Annotated in this window: 17 protein-coding genes; 10 read left to right on the top strand and 7 right to left on the bottom strand. The window is 38.3% G+C overall.

Going from position 1 to position 19,355, the window contains the following annotated elements; all coding sequences use genetic code 11:
• Positions 1–25: 25 nt before the first annotated feature.
• From dapF to pnuC, 3 genes are all read right to left on the bottom strand, one after another.
• Positions 26–793, bottom strand: a complete 768-nt coding sequence (gene dapF / locus BUB03_RS14485; protein WP_073064373.1) for a diaminopimelate epimerase — start codon at positions 791–793, stop codon at positions 26–28.
• A 90-nt stretch (positions 794–883) separates the two neighbouring features.
• Complete coding sequence (locus BUB03_RS14490; protein ID WP_073064602.1) at positions 884–1,552, bottom strand: hypothetical protein; 669 nt, start codon at positions 1,550–1,552, stop codon at positions 884–886.
• The gene (pnuC, locus tag BUB03_RS14495; RefSeq protein WP_040996179.1) at positions 1,549–2,226 is read right to left on the bottom strand and encodes a nicotinamide riboside transporter PnuC; all 678 of its coding nucleotides are present in this window, start codon (positions 2,224–2,226) and stop codon (positions 1,549–1,551) included. The genes BUB03_RS14490 and pnuC overlap by 4 nt, the downstream gene beginning before the upstream one ends.
• A gap of 166 nt (positions 2,227–2,392) precedes the next feature.
• Here pnuC and BUB03_RS14500 point away from each other — a divergent pair, with 166 nt between their 5' ends.
• The 3 genes from BUB03_RS14500 to hemN all read left to right on the top strand — a co-directional run bounded on the left by BUB03_RS14500 (position 2,393) and on the right by hemN (position 6,533).
• Positions 2,393–3,934, top strand: coding sequence for an APC family permease (locus BUB03_RS14500; protein WP_073064376.1), 1,542 nt, complete (start codon positions 2,393–2,395; stop codon positions 3,932–3,934).
• Positions 3,935–3,989: 55 nt separating this feature from the next.
• A complete protein-coding gene (locus BUB03_RS14505) occupies positions 3,990–5,003 on the top strand; it encodes a WD40/YVTN/BNR-like repeat-containing protein (RefSeq protein ID WP_073064379.1) in 1,014 nt (337 codons plus the stop codon).
• 171 nt (positions 5,004–5,174) lie between these two features.
• Positions 5,175–6,533 carry an oxygen-independent coproporphyrinogen III oxidase gene (gene hemN, locus BUB03_RS14510; protein ID WP_073064382.1) on the top strand — a complete coding sequence of 453 codons (1,359 nt, stop codon included), beginning with the start codon at positions 5,175–5,177 and terminating at the stop codon, positions 6,531–6,533.
• A gap of 73 nt (positions 6,534–6,606) precedes the next feature.
• Here hemN and BUB03_RS14515 read toward each other — a convergent pair whose 3' ends face one another.
• Positions 6,607–7,980 carry a PQQ-dependent sugar dehydrogenase gene (locus BUB03_RS14515; RefSeq protein ID WP_073064385.1) on the bottom strand — a complete coding sequence of 458 codons (1,374 nt, stop codon included), beginning with the start codon at positions 7,978–7,980 and terminating at the stop codon, positions 6,607–6,609.
• A 218-nt stretch (positions 7,981–8,198) separates the two neighbouring features.
• On the opposite strand from BUB03_RS14515, the gene secD reads away from it, so the two are divergent.
• On the top strand, positions 8,199–11,108 hold the full coding sequence (gene secD / locus BUB03_RS14520) for a protein translocase subunit SecD (RefSeq protein WP_073064388.1): 2,910 nt from the start codon (positions 8,199–8,201) through the stop codon (positions 11,106–11,108).
• 269 nt (positions 11,109–11,377) lie between these two features.
• Positions 11,378–12,616 carry a TCR/Tet family MFS transporter gene (locus BUB03_RS14525; protein ID WP_073064391.1) on the top strand — a complete coding sequence of 413 codons (1,239 nt, stop codon included), beginning with the start codon at positions 11,378–11,380 and terminating at the stop codon, positions 12,614–12,616.
• 80 nt (positions 12,617–12,696) lie between these two features.
• Here BUB03_RS14525 and BUB03_RS14530 read toward each other — a convergent pair whose 3' ends face one another.
• The gene (locus BUB03_RS14530) at positions 12,697–13,641 is read right to left on the bottom strand and encodes a hypothetical protein (RefSeq protein WP_073064394.1); all 945 of its coding nucleotides are present in this window, start codon (positions 13,639–13,641) and stop codon (positions 12,697–12,699) included.
• 373 nt (positions 13,642–14,014) lie between these two features.
• Here BUB03_RS14530 and BUB03_RS14540 point away from each other — a divergent pair, with 373 nt between their 5' ends.
• From BUB03_RS14540 to BUB03_RS14555, 4 genes are all read left to right on the top strand, one after another.
• Positions 14,015–14,350, top strand: coding sequence for a Sec-independent protein translocase subunit TatA/TatB (locus BUB03_RS14540; RefSeq protein WP_040996189.1), 336 nt, complete (start codon positions 14,015–14,017; stop codon positions 14,348–14,350).
• A 3-nt stretch (positions 14,351–14,353) separates the two neighbouring features.
• Positions 14,354–14,920 carry a phosphatase PAP2 family protein gene (locus tag BUB03_RS14545; protein WP_073064430.1) on the top strand — a complete coding sequence of 189 codons (567 nt, stop codon included), beginning with the start codon at positions 14,354–14,356 and terminating at the stop codon, positions 14,918–14,920.
• Positions 14,917–15,729, top strand: coding sequence for a tetratricopeptide repeat protein (locus BUB03_RS14550; RefSeq protein WP_073064433.1), 813 nt, complete (start codon positions 14,917–14,919; stop codon positions 15,727–15,729). The genes BUB03_RS14545 and BUB03_RS14550 overlap by 4 nt, the downstream gene beginning before the upstream one ends.
• A gap of 136 nt (positions 15,730–15,865) precedes the next feature.
• Positions 15,866–16,324: a tRNA (cytidine(34)-2'-O)-methyltransferase gene (locus BUB03_RS14555; protein WP_073064435.1), complete on the top strand. Its 459-nt coding sequence runs from the start codon at positions 15,866–15,868 to the stop codon at positions 16,322–16,324.
• A gap of 36 nt (positions 16,325–16,360) precedes the next feature.
• Here BUB03_RS14555 and BUB03_RS14560 read toward each other — a convergent pair whose 3' ends face one another.
• A complete protein-coding gene (locus tag BUB03_RS14560; RefSeq protein ID WP_040996196.1) occupies positions 16,361–16,834 on the bottom strand; it encodes a 23S rRNA (pseudouridine(1915)-N(3))-methyltransferase RlmH in 474 nt (157 codons plus the stop codon).
• Between the two features lie 332 nt (positions 16,835–17,166).
• On the opposite strand from BUB03_RS14560, the gene BUB03_RS14565 reads away from it, so the two are divergent.
• Positions 17,167–18,174: a YihY/virulence factor BrkB family protein gene (locus tag BUB03_RS14565; protein WP_040996200.1), complete on the top strand. Its 1,008-nt coding sequence runs from the start codon at positions 17,167–17,169 to the stop codon at positions 18,172–18,174.
• On the opposite strand, the gene nhaA is transcribed toward BUB03_RS14565, so the two are convergent.
• The gene (gene nhaA / locus BUB03_RS14570) at positions 18,175–19,353 is read right to left on the bottom strand and encodes a Na+/H+ antiporter NhaA (protein ID WP_040996202.1); all 1,179 of its coding nucleotides are present in this window, start codon (positions 19,351–19,353) and stop codon (positions 18,175–18,177) included.
• Between the last annotated feature and the right edge of the window lie 2 nt (positions 19,354–19,355).

Here is a 19,355-nt window from a genome sequence, read left to right on the forward strand (position 1 = left end):
AAAATGTTGATTAAAAGTTTAGTTTTTAAATAAGATCTATTTTACCTCTAAAAACTTGCTTTGCAGGACCTTCAAGCCAAATGTTTTGGAAAGAATTTCCGTTTTTTTCAGCATGAACTTTAAGATTTCCTCCTAAAGTTTTAACTTTTACAGAAATTAGATTGTTTTTTTGCAGAAAAGTTAAAGCAGAAGCAGTAACTCCTGTTCCGCAGCTGTAAGTTTCATCCTCAACGCCTCGTTCATAGGTTCTTACAAAAATTTCATCATCCGTAATTTTTTCAACAAAATTCACATTGATGCCATTTTCCTTATAATTTTCCGAGTTTCTGATGCCGTGACCTTCTGCAAAAACATTGTAGTTCACCAGATCTTCCACATATTTTACATAGTGAGGCGATCCCGTATTCATGACAGTGTCTTCTCCGTCACCGGAAATAGTATCCACGTCAATCATCTTTAATTTGATGATCCCATTATGGATTTCTGCTTCATGCTCACCGTCTATGGCAATGAATTTACATCTGTCTTCAAAAATATCCAGAAAGAAGGCAAATGCGACAAGACATCTTCCACCGTTTCCGCACATGGTACTTTCGCCGCCGTCAGAATTGTAGTATACCATTTTGAAATCGTAATCCTTATCATTTTCAAGAAGGATCAGTCCGTCTGCGCCGATTCCGAAACGTCTGTCACATAATTTTTCAATAATATCTTTATTCTTGGGAAACTGCAGGTCACGGTTGTCTATCATTACAAAATCATTTCCGGTTCCCTGATATTTATAAAATTCCATATTTTTAGTCTAAAATTAACGAGCAAAATTAATATATTTAAAATGAAAAACGAACAGTGTTAGCTGCCCGTTTTCTTATTTATAATTGTTTTATCTAAATCCGCCTCCGCTGGACTGCTGTCTTGAAGAGCTAGTGCTTTGCTGAGTGCTTGAACTTCCCCTGAAACCGCCGCCGGAAGATTCCGTCCTGTTGCTGTTCTGGTTTTGCTGCTGCGTATTTCTGAAACCTCCGCTGTTCTGGTTGTTCTGGTTTCCCTGATTGTTCTGGTAGCTTCCGCTATTTCTGAATCCTCCGCTGTTTTGATTACTTTGTGGTCTCTGGTTGTTATTGTTATAGTTTCCGCTGTTCGAATTTCTGAATCCGCCATTCGTACTGCTGTTTCTTGTGCCGGTTCTGTTATTATTGAATCCGCCGTTATTATAACTTCCGTTGTTACCTGTATTACGGAATCCGTTACTTGGTCTTGAAGAGGTAGTAGTTCTTCTCTCTATATATACTTTTCTTCGGTCGTTTCCATTGTTATAGTAATAATAAGGAACACCGTTGTCGTAATAATAATTAACGTCGTTTCTGTAATAATAGCCATCATTTCCGTAGTAACCTCCGCTTCCGTAATATCCGGAAGGAGCATAGTAATATCCGTTGTTATAATATGGGTCACCGTAGCCGTTGTTTGCATACCCGTCGGAGTATGCCAAACATGATGTTAAACTACTGATAGCTACGATACTGAAAGCTATTTTAAATAAATTTTTCATGACTTTATTGTACTTTTTTCTTTTAAACTTTTTTTCCAATTGACATATCCTGAGATAGCCATAATAGTAAATACCAAATATTGAACCGAAGTGATACCAAGTTCCTTAAAAATCATCATAGGGATACAAATAAAATCTCCGATGATCCAGAAAATCCAGTTCTCAATGCGCTGTTTCGCCATAAACCACATTCCTACTAAAAATATAGAAGTGGTGATCACATCAAGCCAGTTGGCCCAATCAAGATGATATAATCCTAAGTTTGTACCTTCCATAGAAAATTGATTATCTATATAAGGTTTGTAATAATATATAAGCGTAACCAATGCCAGGCTTAAAATAAACAGGCCGCCGGCATATAACCTTTCCCTGTTGGTAGCCCAGCTTACCTCTACATGAACATGGTCTTCAGAATTTTTTGACCATAAGATCCAGCCGTAAATACTCATTGCTGTATAATATACGTTAATCATACAGTCGCCAAGCAGTCCGAAATTAAAGAGAATATACACATAGATCAGGGTAGAAATGATGCCGGTAGGGTAAACCCAGATATTCTTTTTAATTGAAAAATAGACGCTCAAAATTCCGAAAAATGCACCGCTGGCTTCCAGTAGAATTTGTATGCTACTGTAGTTTTCATACGGCTTTACGAAAAGATCATATAAATTCATGCGATCAAAAATACGCAAAAATTAGCAGTTTTGAAAATAAATTAAATAATGTGGATGTCAGATTTTTAAAGACTTTTATTTAAAATAAATTAGGAAAGTTTATCAATAAACGTTAAGGTTTGTAAAATTTTTATATTTTCGTAAATCTTTAATTAAATAATAAAACATGTCTAAAATTTGGGTTAAGAAACCAATGAGCGCTTATGAAGCTGATATCAAAAAAAGTCAGCTGAAACGCGTTCTGGGAAAATGGAGCCTTACTGCTATCGGAATCGGAGCAATCATTGGAGGAGGAATATTTGTACTTACGGGAACGGGTGCTTATTATAATGCAGGGCCGGCTTTGGCGCTTTCATTCGTAATTGCGGGGATTGCCTGTGTATTTGCAGCACTTTGCTATGCAGAATTTGCTTCCATACTCCCCGTAGAAGGTTCAGCATATGCTTACGCGTATGGAACAGTGGGGGAGATCTTTGCCTGGATCATAGGCTGGGGACTGATACTGGAATACGCCATGGGATCTATGACCGTTGCCGTATCCTGGTCGGGATATTTTGGAAAACTTCTCAAAATGTTCGGGCTGCATCTTCCTGCTTATCTTACCACAGATCCGCAGACTTATATTGCGGCAGGAAATTCAGGTTTTTCGATGAATTTACCTGCATTTTTAATTGTTTTCTTCGTTATTTCTATTCTTGTACGGGGAACCAAGGGTGCTGCAAAAGCCAATAACTTTATCGTAATTCTTAAAGTTTCAGCTATTATTTTTGTAATTATTGCGGGGGCTTTTATTATTTTCGGTTCTGCTGATCCTTTTAAAAACTGGATTCCTTTCATTCCTGAAGCTGCAACCATTACAGAAAATGGGGTCTCGCATTCCGCATACGGTATTGCCGGAGTAGTGGCCGGAGCATCAGCCATCTTCTTTGCTTATGTAGGTTTCGATGCTGTTTCCACGCAGGCAGGAGAAGCTATTAATCCTAAAAAAGATGTACCATTTGCCATCATCGCTTCGCTGATTATCTGTACACTTTTATATATCCTTGTATCTCTGGTATTAACAGGAATGATGCATTATACAGACTTTAATCCATTGGGTAAATATCCGGATGCCATTAAAGCTCCTGTAGCGTATGCATTTGATATTGCCGGCTATGCATGGGCAGGATACATTATTACTATCGCCGCTACTGTTGGATTGATCTCTGTACTGATGGTAATGATCATGGGACAGTCAAGAATCTTCTTGGGAATGTCTAAGGACGGATTGATCCCTGCTACTTTCTCAAAAGTAAACCCTGAAACAGGTGTACCTACGAAAAACCTTGTTATTTTAGGAATCGTAATTGCTACTATTGCATCTCTTACCCCAATCAATGACCTTGCGCATATGACCAGTTTCGGGACATTATTTGCATTCACCATGGTATGTGTGGCGGTTTGGGTATTAAGAGTAAAAGAGCCTAATTTACAGAGAAACTTTAAAGTTCCTGCTTTGCCTCTTATTGCCTGTTTAGGTATCGCGATCAACGTTTACCTGATCTTTAACCTGAGCAAAGAGGCACAGATGTATTCTTTTGCATGGTTGATCATTGGATTCTTTGTTTACTTCCTGTACAGTAAAAAACACTCAAAACTTCAGAACGGAGAATTTGGGGAAACTTTCAAAGCAGAACAGGAGCCATTGGAAAAACCTGACTTAGATTAAAAAATATAAACCACAAATCCGCAGAATATCTGCGGATTTTTTATTTTTGTTACTTATGAAAAAAACATTTTCTATCCTGTTTTTCTGTTTGGGAGTAATAGCCTTTTCCCAGCAGATCGAGAGCTTTACTACTATTTTGAATGATAAAATCAGTATAAGAGCTCTCGAATTGTATGATAACAAAGTCTGGTACAGCGGAACGGATTCAAAATTTGGTTTTGTGGACCTTAAAAATCATGAAAATCAGAAACAGATAAGTCTTTCTGATAAAAAATTACAGTTCAGGACACTGGCGCAGGATAATAATGCTTTTTATGCTATCAATATTGAAAGTCCCGCTAATTTTTTTAAAATCAATAAGAAAGACCTGAAATCGGAAATCGTTTTTGCAGATACTGCGAAAACTGCTTTTTATGATGCCCTTCATTTTGTGAATGATAAACTGGCTTTCACTTTCAGCGATGCAGACAAAGATAATTTGTTGAAGCTGGCTGTTTACCGTAATGGAAAATGGGTAATGTTCAAGAATAACGTACAACTGAACAGCGGTGAAGCCGCATTTGCAGCAAGCAACACCAATATTGCTTCTTCCAAAAATTTCTTATGGATTGCAACAGGCGGCAAAGCATCAAGAATTTTAAGAATGGATCTGAAAAAAGAAAATCTGGAAGTTATTGAAACCCCTTTCATCCAGGGAGAATCTTCACAGGGAATGTATTCCATAGATTTTTATGATGATAAATTTGGGATTGCAGTTGGTGGAGATTATACCAAGCAGGATGAAAACATCAACAATATTGCAACAACCCATGATGCCGGGAAAACATGGCAGATACAGGCTTCCGGGAAAAATGCAGGTTATACGACCTGTGTGAAGATCAAGCCGGGTTCAAAAGGAAAAGAAATCATTGCAGTAGGGGATAAACATATAAGTTATTCCTCTGATTTCGGGAAAACCTGGAAGAAAATTTCTGATGAAAAAGGATTTTTTGTCTGCAGCTGGGTGAATGGAAACACCATAGTTTTTGCAGGAAACAGCAGAATCTCTGTAATGAAATTAAAATTTTAAATTTTAGGTATAGAATTTATCATTATTCGAAAGATTTCAGTAACCATCGTATTTAGACTCATTATAAAATACAGGCTAATATATTTCATGGTTTAAAATTCATTCGTAATGGTTAATTTTGCAGGATGAAACTGATTTAGGCTCAGTTTCGATAATATTTTAATTTTTGAAATGAATTCTCTAATAGATAAGTATAATATTCCCGGACCCCGTTACACGTCTTACCCTACTGTTCCTTATTGGGACGAAACTACGTTTTCGGCTGAAAAATGGAAAGAAACCGTGATCCGGTCATTCCATGAAAGTAATTCAGAGGAGGGAATTTCTATTTATATTCACCTGCCTTTCTGCGAGGCCCTGTGTACGTTTTGTGCATGCCACAAACGTATAACCAAACAGCATAGCGTTGAAATTCCTTATCTGGAAAGTGTTTTAAAGGAATGGAAACTCTATCTTGAACTGTTTGAAGAGAAACCGAAGCTGAAAGAGCTTCATCTTGGTGGTGGTACACCTACCTTTTTTTCGCCGAAAAATTTAAAGACCTTATTGGAAGGTGTTTTTGAAACGGTAGAAATTGCAGAACACCCTGAATTCTCTTTTGAAGGACATCCTAACAATACCACCAGAGATCATCTTCAGACTTTATATGATCTTGGCTTCAGAAGAGTAAGCTTTGGAGTTCAGGATTATGATCCTAAGGTTCAGAAGGCAATCAACAGGATACAGCCTTTTGAAAATGTAAAAAATGTGACGGAATGGGCTAAGGAAATCGGTTACAGAGGGATCAGTCATGATCTGGTATTCGGACTTCCGCACCAGACCTGGGAGGCAATGGAATATACGATCCGAAAAACAATGGAACTGAAGCCGGACAGGCTTGCCTTCTATTCTTATGCCCACGTTCCATGGGTAAAAGGAGTGGGACAGAGAGGATTTGATGAAAATGACCTTCCGAGCGGTGAAGAAAAACGCCGTTTGTACGAAGACGGGAAAAAACTGCTGGAGAAGTTAGGATATATTGAAGTGGGAATGGACCATTTTTCCCTGGAACATGATGATCTGTACCAATCTTTAATCCATAAAAAACTTCACAGAAACTTTATGGGGTATACTTCAAGCAATACCCAACTGATGATAGGTCTTGGAATGTCTGCTATTTCAGATTCCTGGTATGCTTTCGCCCAGAATGTAAAAACGGTGGAGGAATATCAGAAAATGGTGGAAGAAGGCAAAATTCCTGTAGTAAAGGGACATATCCTTAATGAAGAAGATCTTATCGTGAGAAGACATATTCTGAACCTCATGTGCCAGCTTGAAACTACCTTTACCGATAAAAATTCTTTCCCTGAACTTGAAAATGCATTTGAAATGCTGGAAGAAATGGAAAGGGACGAATTGGTGGAAATCTTCAATAATCAGATCAAAATTACCGAAAAAGGACGGGCATTTACAAGAAACGTTGCGATGGTTTTTGACCTCAGAATGATGAGGAACAAACCGGAAACAAGGATTTTCTCTATGACGATATAAAACAAAAGCGACTCAGATTTTGAGTCGCTTTTGTTTTATTTAAAAGGTTTTAAAAGAATCAAAATAGGTCATATTATTTAATAATTAATTTCTGGCTGTAAGATTTCACGTCTCCTGATTTTATAATAAGATAATACGCTCCGGGAGGGATTCCTGTGATATCAACGCTGCCGTCATTTTCAATCTTGACTTTTTCAAGCACTATTTTTCCTTCTGTACTGATGAGATCAATGGTATTATTCATGTCCGGAAGTCCCTCAATGAAAACTTTCTCTGAAGCCGGATTAGGATGGATGCTTACAGAAGGCAGGTTTGAAATTTCGTCCGTTGCCAGAGATCCTGTTGTAATTTTAAATATTTTTCCGCTGTTTACGGCTGCTACAAACAGCTCTTTTTGAGAATTCTCCCCGAAAGTGGAAAAATTATTGCCTGAACTTGCCGGTCCCCATACAATGGAATTGTCCGGATTCATAAACCCTATCTGGGTAGAGCAATAATCTGCGAAGAAATATTTCCCCTGAAGTGCCGGATACTGGCTTCCTCTGTAAACATAGCCTCCGGTGATCGAGCATTTCCCGCCGGAATGATCATAGACAGCAGCCGGAAAAGTCATAGAAGCCATATTGCCGCATCCGGCCGTATTGTAAGCATTGTTCCCTTCGTAGCAACGCCATCCGTAATTGATTCCGGCTTGTGTAATGGGCATTTTGTTGATTTCCTCAATTGCTCCCTGACCCACATCAGCAATCATCACATTTCCTGTGGTGGTGTCAAATGAAAATTTCCATGCGTTTCTAAGTCCGTATGACCAGATTTCGTCCGCACCGGTTACTAAATTTCCTGCAAAAGGATTTCCTGGTGGAATATTATATGGTCCTGTGGCATTCACGTCGATCCTTAACATTTTTCCCAGAAGTGAATTGATGTTTTGAGCGTTGTTGTTGGGGTCGCCACCGCTTCCGCCATCTCCTGTAACGATCCAGAGGTTTCCGTCGGGAGCAAAATGGATACTTCCTCCGTTGTGATTGTCAAACGGCTTGGGAATATTCAGAATGATCTTTTCGGAAGCAGGGTCTGCAATATCCGGATTGGTAGCGTTTACAGAATATCTTGCTACTGTAATATTTCCGTTCGAGGCATTGTTGTAATACACGAAGAAATATCCGTTGGCAGAATACTGGGGATGAAATGCAAGCCCGAGAAGGCCTCTTTCTCCGCCATAAAGAACTTTAGAGCTGATATTCAGAAAATCAGCACCATTGACTGTTCCGGTGGGCTGGACAATTTTGATGATTCCGTTCTGCTGTACGACGAAGAGACGGGTATCATTGGCGTTCGTAATTTCAACGGGACTGGTAAGCCCGGACGCAAATTCTACTAAATTAATGCTTTGAGCATTAACAATTAAAGAAGAAAAAACGCAGAGGGTAAAAAATAGTTTTTTCATAATATTTTGATATTTAGTGTATTGATAAATGAATGAAAATTTTATACCAATCGAAATTTGAAAATTTCATTACAATAAGGAAGAAAAATTATTAAATCTTAAATAGAAGTTAAAACTCGGATATATCTGAAAATAAACCATTTCTGCTGTTAAAAAATTCATAAAATAATAATAAAATCATTATATTTGCCGACTTAATTTAACGTAGTTATAACAAAATGCAAGGAAAAGGACTTATTACAATTGTTGCTATTGTACTAGGGTTAATTTGCTTAAATGAGCTATTACCAACTTGGTACGCCAGCAAAATTGAAAGGCAGGCGACTGCTGTTGCAGGAGACAATCCGGAAAAGTATCAGAAAGAAATTGCAAGACTTTCTAAGGATACTTTGAACCTGGGATTCACAAAACTTTATTACACAAAAGCCAAAGACAAGGAAATGAAACTTGGTCTTGACTTGAAAGGAGGGATCAACGTTCTTTTGGAAATCAACCAGAGAGACCTGGTGAATGATTTAACCAATTATTCTACGAACCCTGTTCTTATTGAGGCTTTAAACAAAACTGATGAAGTTCAGAAGAATTCCACAAAATCTTATATTGATAATTTCTTCGACCAGTTTGAAGCGATCAACAAGGCAAAAGGAACTAACCTTAAGCTGGCAGATCCTGAACTTTTCGGGAATACCAATTTATCAGAAATCAAGTACAACACTTCTGATGATCAGGTAAAAAGTATTATCAAAAGAAGAATTGATCTTTCTGTAGGGACAGCTTTCGAGGTAATCAGAACCAGAATCGATAAAATGGGTGCGGTGCAGCCTAACGTTCAGAGAGTACCTGGTACAGCAAGAATTTCTGTTGAAATGCCTGGTATGAAAGACATCGACAAGGTGAAGAAAATGCTTCAGACTTCTGCAAAACTTCAGTTCTGGGAAGTACAGCAGGTTCCGGAAATGGCGCCATATTTCCAGACATTGACTACAATGGTGGCTATAAAAGGAGATTCTATGGGAGTTGCGAAGAATATCAACTTCATGAACCTTTTAAACCTTGACAAATTAAGATCAAATGGTGTTGCCAGCGTAAAGCTTTCTGATACTGCTGTTGTAAACAAAATCTTAAATAGCAAAGTTGGTCAGTCATTACGTCCTGCCAACATTAAATATACCCAGTTCATGTGGGGGTACAAACCTGAAGCTACAGATACTGAAAGTTTAGTATTGTACGCAATCAGAGGGAATATCAACCAGAAAGCTCCGGTAGACGGTGCTGTTGAAAGCGCAAGCATTGGCTATGATGAGCTGAGCAGAGTGGTAGTAGATATGCAGATGGACTCCAAAGGAGCTAAAGAATGGAAAACATTAACTGAGAAAAACGTAGGTAAACCAGTTGCTGTAACGCTTGACGGAAGAGTATATACTGCACCGAACGTTGTGGGTGCTATTCCTAACGGTAGAACTCAGATCTCTGGTAACTTCTCTCAGGAAGAAGCTAAGGAACTGGTAGATGTTTTGGGAGCAGGTAAATTACCGGCAGGTGCAAAAGTAGTTCAGGCTACGGTAGTGGGACCTTCATTAGGACAGGAATCTATTAACGCAGGGGTTATCTCATTTGCTATCGCATTTTTAATTATTATTGTTTACATCATTTTCTATTACGGTGGTGCAGGAGTGTACGCGGTAATTGCAATGATTGTTAACTTATTCTATATTTTCGGAATTATGGATTCCGGAGACTTTACCCTTACACTTCCTGGTATCGCTGGTATCGTTCTTACAATGGCCATGGCCGTGGATACGAACGTAATCATCTACGAAAGAACCAAAGAAGAACTATTCGCAGGTAAAAGCATTCTTGAAGCTTATAAAGACGGTTTCAAACATGCATTAAGTGCGATTGTTGATGGTCACTTAACGACATTATTAACGGCTGGTGTACTTTTCTTATTCGGAACGGGACCTATTAAAGGATTCGCTTTGACTTTAGGAATTGGTATCTTAATGACATTCTTTACTTCTGTACTGCTTTCAAGAGTAATGATCTTCTCAAGACTGAATAAAGGAAAACACCTTTCTGTATGGACACCTCCTACAAAAAATCTATTCAGAAATACATGGATCGATTTCATCGGAAAGAGAAAATATGCTTATATCGTTTCTGCTGTTTTAACGGTTGTTTGTATTGCATCTATTGCTATTCACGGATTCAAATACGGAATCGATTTTACAGGAGGTAGAAACTACGTGGTAAGATTTGACAAAGCAGTTAATGCTGAAGACGTTGAACAGAACCTAATAAAAGTATTCAAAACTGAAGACGGTAAAAACTCTTCTGTTGAAGCAAAAACTTTCGGAAACGACAAGCAGTTGAAGATCTCTACAGATTACCTTATTGAAGATGAATCTTTAAAAGCTGACCAGACAATAGAGCAAAAACTATATGAAGGGTTAAAAACACATTTACCTGTCAATGTAACATTGAGCGATTTCAAATCTGCGGATAAAGACCATGCGGGAATTATTTCTTCTGAGAAAGTAGGACCTACGGTAGCAGACGATATCAAAACTCATGGTGTGCTTGCAGTAGTAGCTGCTTTGGCCGGTATCTTTATCTACATTTTGTTAAGATTCAGAAAATGGCAATTCTCACTAGGAGCTGTTGTAGCATTATTCCACGATGCGGTAATTATTTTAGGAGCTTATTCATTGCTTCATAAATTTATGCCGTTCAATATGGAGATCAATCAGGATTTCGTTGCAGCAATCCTTACTGTATTGGGATATTCAATTAATGACACCGTTATTATCTTCGACAGAATCAGGGAGTATCTGAGAGAAAAGAAATCTTTAACATTAGCCGGATTATTTGATGACTCTATTTCAAGTACATTGGGTAGAACATTCAACACTTCATTCACAACGATCCTTGTAATTTTAGCCATCTTCATTTTTGGAGGTGATAACCTTAGAGGATTTATGTTTGCTATGTTGATCGGTATCGGATTCGGTACGTATTCATCTATCTTTATTGCATCAGCTATCGCTTATGACTTCCTTAAGAAAGGAAAAGAAGAAGGTGTGCATGGTAAAACAACGACCAGCAAAGAAGTGCTTGCTTCAAAGTAATATATACTACAATAAATAAGTAAGGCCGCTTCTTTCGAAGCGGCCTTTTTTTGTGCGGGATGTGGGTTTTGAGTTTCGGGTTTCAGAGTGTAGCCGATTTGGGTTACAGTTTTTTTAAAGTTTAGATTCTAAATTGAAATTTGATATCCGGGCCTGCATCCCCGCATCCCGAAACCCAAAACCCAAAACTCGAAACCGGGAACCCGAAACTCTTCAAAATTCGCAATTTAGAACCATTATATTTCGGATTTCATTAATTTTGCAGCATTATGGAAAACTCAAAGAAAAAAGCGGCCATTGGCTTTATATTTATTACCTTACTGATTGATATTACAGGCTGGGGGATTATTATCCCTGTGGTTCCCAAATTAATTGAGGAACTGATCCATGCCGATATCAGCGAAGCAGCAAAATATGGCGGCTGGTTGGGTTTTGCCTATGCATTTACTCAGTTTATCTTTTCTCCTGTGGTAGGAAATCTGAGTGATAAATATGGAAGAAGACCCATTATCCTGATTTCCCTTTTTGGATTTGCAGTAGATTATATTTTGCTGGCGCTTGCACCAACTATATGGTGGCTTTTCGTGGGAAGGATTATTGCCGGGCTTACGGGAGCAAGTATAACAACTGCAAGTGCTTATATTGCCGATATTTCTACAGATGAAGACAGAGCCAAAAACTTTGGGCTTATTGGGGCTGCATTTGGTCTCGGATTTATTATAGGACCGGTATTGGGAGGAATCTTGGGAGAATATGGTGCCAGAGTACCTTTCTATGCGGCAGCAGGCTTATGTCTTTTAAATTTCCTTTACGGCTATTTCGTCCTTCCTGAAAGCTTAGATAAAAAGAAAAGAAGAGAATTCGACTGGAAACGTGCCAATCCTGTTGGCTCATTTAAATTTTTAGGAAAGCACCCGGAAATTTCAGGACTGATCTTTGCCCTGATCTTAATTTATATAGCCGGCCATGCCGTACAGAGTAACTGGAGCTTTTTCACCATGTATAAATTCAACTGGACCGAAAAAATGGTAGGAATTTCTTTAGGTGTGGTAGGATTACTGGTAGGTTTGGTCCAGGGCGGATTAATACGTTGGACGACTCCAAGGCTTGGTGAGCAGAAAAGTATATATTACGGACTTGCTCTGTATGCAGTGGGGATGCTTCTTTTTGCTTTTGCTTCCGAGGGCTGGATGATGTTTGTATTTCTGGTACCATACTGTCTGGGAGGGATCTGCGGACCTGCACTGCAGTCGGTGATTACGAAAAGTGTTCCTTCCAACGAGCAAGGAGAGCTCCAGGGAGCTTTAACCAGTTTAATGAGTGCCACTTCCATCATAGGACCGCCGCTGATGACCAATCTGTTTTACTTTTTTACCCATGATGAAGCCCCATTTAAATTTTCAGGAGCCCCGTTCTTCCTGGCATTTATTTTAATGGCGGTAAGTGTGGTAATGACTTACTCGACTTTTCAGAAAAAAGACAAAAAACCGATTAAAAATGATTTCTAAATCAAAAGAGAGTAAATTATAAAAAAACAGGGAAGCCCTTAAGCTTCCCTGTTTCTATTGAAATATAGTGTTTGAGATTTTTACGGATAAAGTGATTTTGTACCGTTGCTTACGATATTACTTCCCAATCCTGAAAAAGATACAGAAAAGTTACTGCTGTTGAAACTTAATGAACCGGTTGGAGTACACAGCCCAAGCGCATACCTGCACTGGCCGTAAGCTCCGGTTCTTTTGGTCACTTTACTTTCACTTTTCGCTTTCCCAAGGCTGATATTTCCCCAGTCGCTTACATCCACATTGGAAACTGTAGAACCGGAATAATAAATAGTAATCTGGTAGCCGATTTCACCTCTTTTAGAACCCCAAAGCCAGTTGGCGGTCCACCATTGCTTGTACCATTTTGAAGCTACTTTGGCCTGTGAATTGATAGGAGAAGTTTCAGAATTTCCTCTTGTATCCATCATGACAAGGCCTGCAAATACATTGTCCCAGATAATTCCTGATTCATTGTAAAAGCATAGTGAGGTAAACTCTTCTCCCTTATAGTTCCAGGAAATTTCAAGAACCTCAGTTCCTGTTTTGATCTGCTCTGAAGCTGCTTCTTTCAAGCCTTTCTGAGCTTCAGATAATTGGTCACCTGAAAATAATGATCCAATTTTACTTACTTTTACCGTTTCTGGTTCAAGAATGTTTCCTTCTGCCGTAAACTGGTTTCTGTCTGAAATGAGGTCCTGGGAGATTTCAATGCCTTTCTGTGTAGAAAGCTTCCCTAAAATAGTAATTCCAGTGATCTGAAGATCGTTTTTCAAATACTGTTCAAGATTTTTCTTTGAATCATTAATCTGAGCCTGAACATGATCCGGAACGGCCTTTAAGCCCGGAGTGATTTCCTTTTTCAAGTCAGAGGCTGAAACTTTGGCAGCAGGAGATTCCTGCGGCATTTCACTGGTTTCATCCTGACAGGCGGTAAGCGTTAATACCGATATAACGGCAAAAAGCTTAAAAGTGGTTACAAGTTTTTTCATAATAAAAATATTAAATGGTTTTGTCTAATAAATATAGTAAAATTAATTATAAATCTCTATTTATTGAATTAAATATTTGTTAATTGAAAATTGTGAAAATTTAATAGATGAATAAATAATCGAAGGATAAAATGTATTATGAATGTCAGTTATGAATTTTTCTTTGCAAATGAAAAGTGAATTTTTAAAGGTGAAATCAAGAATATTTAAGATCAAATAATGACTCTGCTTGCCGGTTTCCATTCTATAAAAACGCTCAAACCTTATAACTCGTAACTCGAATCCCGGGACACCCAGTACTCAAAATTCTTAAAATTTGTTTAAAATTTTAGTTTACGGTAAATAAATGTATAAACTTTCGTAATTTTACCAAATGGAATTAAGCATTGGAGAAATGGCACTGATCGCGGTAGCGATTGTTGTATTATTCGGTCCGGATAAACTCCCTCAGATAGCGCGTGACTTAGGTGCAGGCGTTAGGAAAATGCGTGGAGCAGTGGAAGACATTAAAACTGAGATCATGAAGGAAACGGATAACCCTGTTTCTGAGATCAAGCGCGAAATTGAGAAGGTGAAGGATGCAGCAAAAGATTTCAATCCCATGAAAGATATTGAAAAAGATATCGTAAAGGAACCTTTAGCTACCAATGAACCTCCAAAACTTAAGCCTGCCGATGACGAAACTTACGAAGGGCCTATAAGCAGATAATTCATGGAGGAGATTATTCAGGAAGATAAAAAGGTTTTTCTATATCTTAATAATTTGGGCGATTCCTCTTTCGACCAGTTTTGGATGCTGATTTCCAGTACCTGGATCTGGGTACCGCTTTATGTCATATTCCTTTACTTTTTATACAAAAATTATAAGCTAAGGTCTTTAGTTTTCATTCTTATATTTATAGGATTGGGAGTTACGGTTTCCGATCAGCTGGCAAGTGTTTTCAAATTCGGGGTAGCAAGGCTAAGGCCCTGTCACGATCCGAGTCTGGAACCTTTTATGCGGATTGTAAAATGTGGCGGACAGTACGGTTTTTATTCTGCCCACGCATCCAATACTTTCTTTCTGGCAGCTTATTTAAGTATTTTATTGAAAAAGAAACTTAATTGGTTTCCATATGCTATATTTGCATGGGCTGTGGTAGTTTCTTATAGTCGTATATATTTAGGAGTGCATTTCCCGATAGATATTTTGGTGGGGGCGTTTGTTGGATCTTTATTGGGAGTAATATTTGGAGTACTCGCCAAAAAAGTCATCAACAAACAAAATATACCTTCATGAAAAAAACTTTATTACTTACAGCATTCATATGCTCCTCATTCACCCTTTGCGCCCAAGACAAAACTAAAGCGGAAGAATGCTTTAAAAAAGCCGATTACAAATGTGCGGAAGAGCAATATACCAAACTTGCAGAAAAAGAGCAGATTCAGAAATACCAGTCTGAATACTACAATAATCTGGGAACGGCTCAAAGAAGGCTTGGAAAAACAGCATTAGCTATGAAATCCTACGAATCCGCTATGAAAGCCAATCCTTTATCGGCTCCTGTATATGCCAACCTTGCTTCTCTGAACAGCCAGAAAGGGAATAAAGCTAAAGCCCTGGAATATATCGCTACCGGCCTTAAGATCGATGCCGAAAATCCGGAATTTTACCTTACCCGTTCCAAAATCTATGACAGCCAGGGAAAAAAGGACCTTGCGTTGGGTGATCTGAAACAAATTCTGAGCTTTGCACCGGATAATATCTATGCCAAAACAGGATTAGCCAATCTGAAGAAAAATAATGGTGATCTGGATGGAGCCCTTAAAGATTACAACCAGCTTATCTCCGAAAAACCGGAATCGCTTCTTTATAACGGAAGAGCAGATGTTTACCTTAAAATGAAAAAGCCCAAAGAGGCTCTTACAGACGTCAATAAGGCCATTTCCATAGATCCGAAATTTTCTAATTCTTATGTAACCAAGGCATTGGTTCTGTTTGATACGGCAAAGCCTAAAGAAGCTTGTGAAAATCTGGATAAGGCCGTAAGCTTAGGTTATGAAAAAGCTATTCTGGCCGATTATTATGCCAGGTGTGTGAAAAAATAATTTTTTTAATTATAAGTTTCGGGCCCGGCATGAAATGCCGGGCCCGAAACTGTTTTATCAGAAAGAAACAGCTGTCAATTCTTGCTAGCTGTTCCTAACTGAACATTTAAATTTTTAAATTGATAAAGATATAGACATATTAAACATTGTTCTTGTAGAACCCGAAATACCCAATAATACAGGCAACATAGGAAGGTTATGCGTAGGTACGGAAAGCAGATTGCATCTTGTTCATCCGTTTGGATTTGTAATTAATGACAAGAACCTGAAAAGGTCAGGATTGGATTACTGGGTGCATCTTGATGTTACGGAGTACGCCAATGTTGAAGAATGGATCAAAAATATCCCCGATCCCTCACGTGTTTTCCTGATGAGTTCACATGCGGAAAAATCCTATCTGGAAACTGAATTCCAGGATGATGACTGGCTGGTTTTCGGTAAAGAAAGTGTGGGATTGAGTAAGGAAGTTCTGGATCAGTTTGAAAACCATTTAACGATTCCGATGTCAAAATTAATCCGCAGCTTTAATATTGCCAATTCCGTTGCTTTTGTAGTAGGCGAGGCAAAAAGACAGATTGGCTTAAAGGTTAAATAAGAGTAAAATTTTGCAGATCGTAAATTGGGCAGTGATTTAATCATTATGGTAGGGTTTGCCCTGTAAAATCTGGTCGGCACGGTATAGCTGCTCCACAATAAATAAACGGATCATCTGATGGGTAAATGTCATTTTTGAAAGGGACATTTTCTCATTGGCCCGACTGTAAATCTCTTCAGAAAAGCCATATGCTCCTCCGATAAGAATGTGAACTTTTTTTATTGAGGAATTCATCCAGTTGTCAATTTTCTGAGCAAATTCGCGGCTGGTAAACTGTTTTCCTTTTTCGTCCAGAATAACCACCAGGTCATTTTTATCGATATAATTGAGGAATAGCTTGGATTCTTCCTTTTTCAGAAGCTCCGGAGAAAGGTTTTTGGCATTTTTCACGTCAGGAATTTCGGTAATTTCAAAATTCCAGTGCTTGGGAAGCCGGGTAAGGTAATAGCTGATTAAAGAAGTAATCTCCTTATCATCTGTTTTACCGATACAAAGTAAGCTGATTCTCATGTATAGAGGATTTCAAAAGGCAAAGATACCATTTTATGCCGAAAAACTGCTGAAGGCTGAAAATGTTAAAAATAGAAAAACCAGTAATTTCTGGTATTTTCAATGTTTCCGGTATTTAATTTTAAAATCCTTTTCTTGTTCATCATTTCTGTTTCTCTGCATAAGCGAATCCGTTGAACTATTAAAAAATTGCTATTTATTCGGTCCCGTAGTATTGAAATAAGGAAAAGGAAAATGTTTATATTTGTATAAAGACTTATTAAAAACAGTCCGTATTGCTCTGCTTGAAGAGGCAAACAGGATCAATTATTAAGTAAAAATACACCAAATAGATGAATATAAAAGTTCCCAGATTTATCCTGAAGATTCAAGAATTTTTTGACAGCATACATATTCCTGTTTTAGGAATATCGCTCTGGCAGATGTTTCAGATCTATATTTCCGGGATTTTTAAAGGTAAAATAGGAAGAAAGGCTGCTGCCATTTCCTGGAGCTTTACCATAAGTTTGTTTCCTTTCCTTCTTTTCCTACTTTCCGTTTTGCCTTACATGCCTCATTATGATAAGCTGCAGTTTTATATTTTTGAAGTACTGATGCACAACGTATTCCCCTCCAATATGGAAGGCGATGTAAGAGGATATATTGAAACCAATATTATTCCCAACATGAAAGGAATCAGTAATCTGACTATCGTTCTGGCGCTTGTTTTTGCTACCAACGGAACCTTCTCGCTTATCAATGGATTCAATGAAAATTCAGATGAAAAATTGACTGATGTAAAAGAGTTCATTCTTTCTTTTTTTATAACAATAGGCTTTATTACCATCGTCTTTCTGGCACTTTTCGGAGTGTATTATGTGGAGGTTGTAATGAAACTCTTTACACCGGCGTATGATATCTCCTGGCTGGTGAATAACCTTTCCAAAATTATTGGGTTTGTATCCTTTCCACTTTTCTATTTCATTCTTTTAACGCTTTTTTACTGGCTGGGAACGGTAAAGATTGCCCGGTTCAGGCAGGCGGTTCCCGGAGCTATTTTAACGACGGTTCTGTTTGTCCTGACCACTTATATCTTTGCAATCTATGTAAAAGACATCGCAAGATATAACGTTCTGTATGGATCCATCGGAAGTATGATCCTATTAATGGTGTGGGTGAATGTGAATGTATACCTTCTGCTGTTCGGTAACGAGCTTAATATGGCTCTCAGAAAACTGAGGATCGAAAAACTGCTTTCTGATGAAATCAAGAAAGAAGCAGTTCATTATCATGCACCGGTCACAGAACCTAATCTGGAAAGTGATGAAGAACACAAAAGAAAGCTTGATGAGAAGAAATAATTAGTTTTCTACTTCGTTTACATCTTTTTTAGAGCTCATGCTTAAAATCACAAATCCTAAAACGGCAGCCAGGAAAGAAGCAATCAGAATGGCAAACTTAGCTTCATCCTGAATGGAAATACTCTCTTTAAAGGAAAGAAGGGCAATAAAAATAGACATTGTGAAGCCTATTCCTGCTAATAATCCAACACCCACCATTTGCAGCCATGTACTGTTTTGAGGAAGAGTGCTGAGTTTTAGCCGGATAGCAAGAAAAGAAAACAGATTGATCCCTATTAGTTTTCCTAAAACCAGTCCGCAGATAATTCCCAGACCTAATGTACTTGTTACACCTGCTACCATTTCACTGGTAAAAGCAATATTGGTATTCGTTAAAGCAAATATGGGCATAATCAGAAAGCTCACAGGAAAATGAAGCTTATGCTCCAGTTTTTCAAGAGGGGAGATCTCTACATCAGATACATTTGTTGGAATGGAAAATGCCAGCAGAACGCCTGCTATTGTAGCATGAATCCCCGAATGATGCAGAAAATACCATAAAAACAGACCAGGAATAATATAGAAAATAATACGGGTAACCTTCAGGAAGTTCAAAAGAAACAGCAGGGCAGCAGTTCCAAATGAGAGCAGGAGATACGTCCAGTGAATCTGTTCGGTATAAAAAACAGCAATTACCAGAATGGCTCCTAAATCATCCACGATTGCCAGTGCCGCCAGAAATATTTTGATGGAATTAGGGATCTTTTTTCCCAGCATTGAAATAATGGCGAGTGAGAAAGCAATATCTGTAGCCATAGGAATTCCCCAGCCGTTGCCATATTCCGTTCCGCTATTGAAAAGAGTATAAATTACCGCAGGAACCAACATTCCGCCCACGGCTGCAAATATGGGAAGAGAAGCGTTTTTGAAAGAGGACAGTTCGCCTTCTATCATTTCCCTTTTGATTTCCAGCCCGACCAAAAGAAAAAAAACGGCCATGAGACCGTCGTTGATCCAGATGCTGACAGGGTAGGTAAGGTGAAAGAGGTCAGTTCCCACTTCCTGGTCTAAAAGATGCTGAAAACTTTCGCCCGCAGATGAATTGGCAATTAGTAATGAAACCATCACACAGAGAATAAGAATAATCCCTGATGCCTGATTGCTGCTGAAAAATTTTTTAAAATAGAGAGATAAATTCATAT

It is taken from the genome of Chryseobacterium oranimense (assembly GCF_900129755.1).
GTDB lineage: Bacteria > Bacteroidota > Bacteroidia > Flavobacteriales > Weeksellaceae > Chryseobacterium > Chryseobacterium oranimense.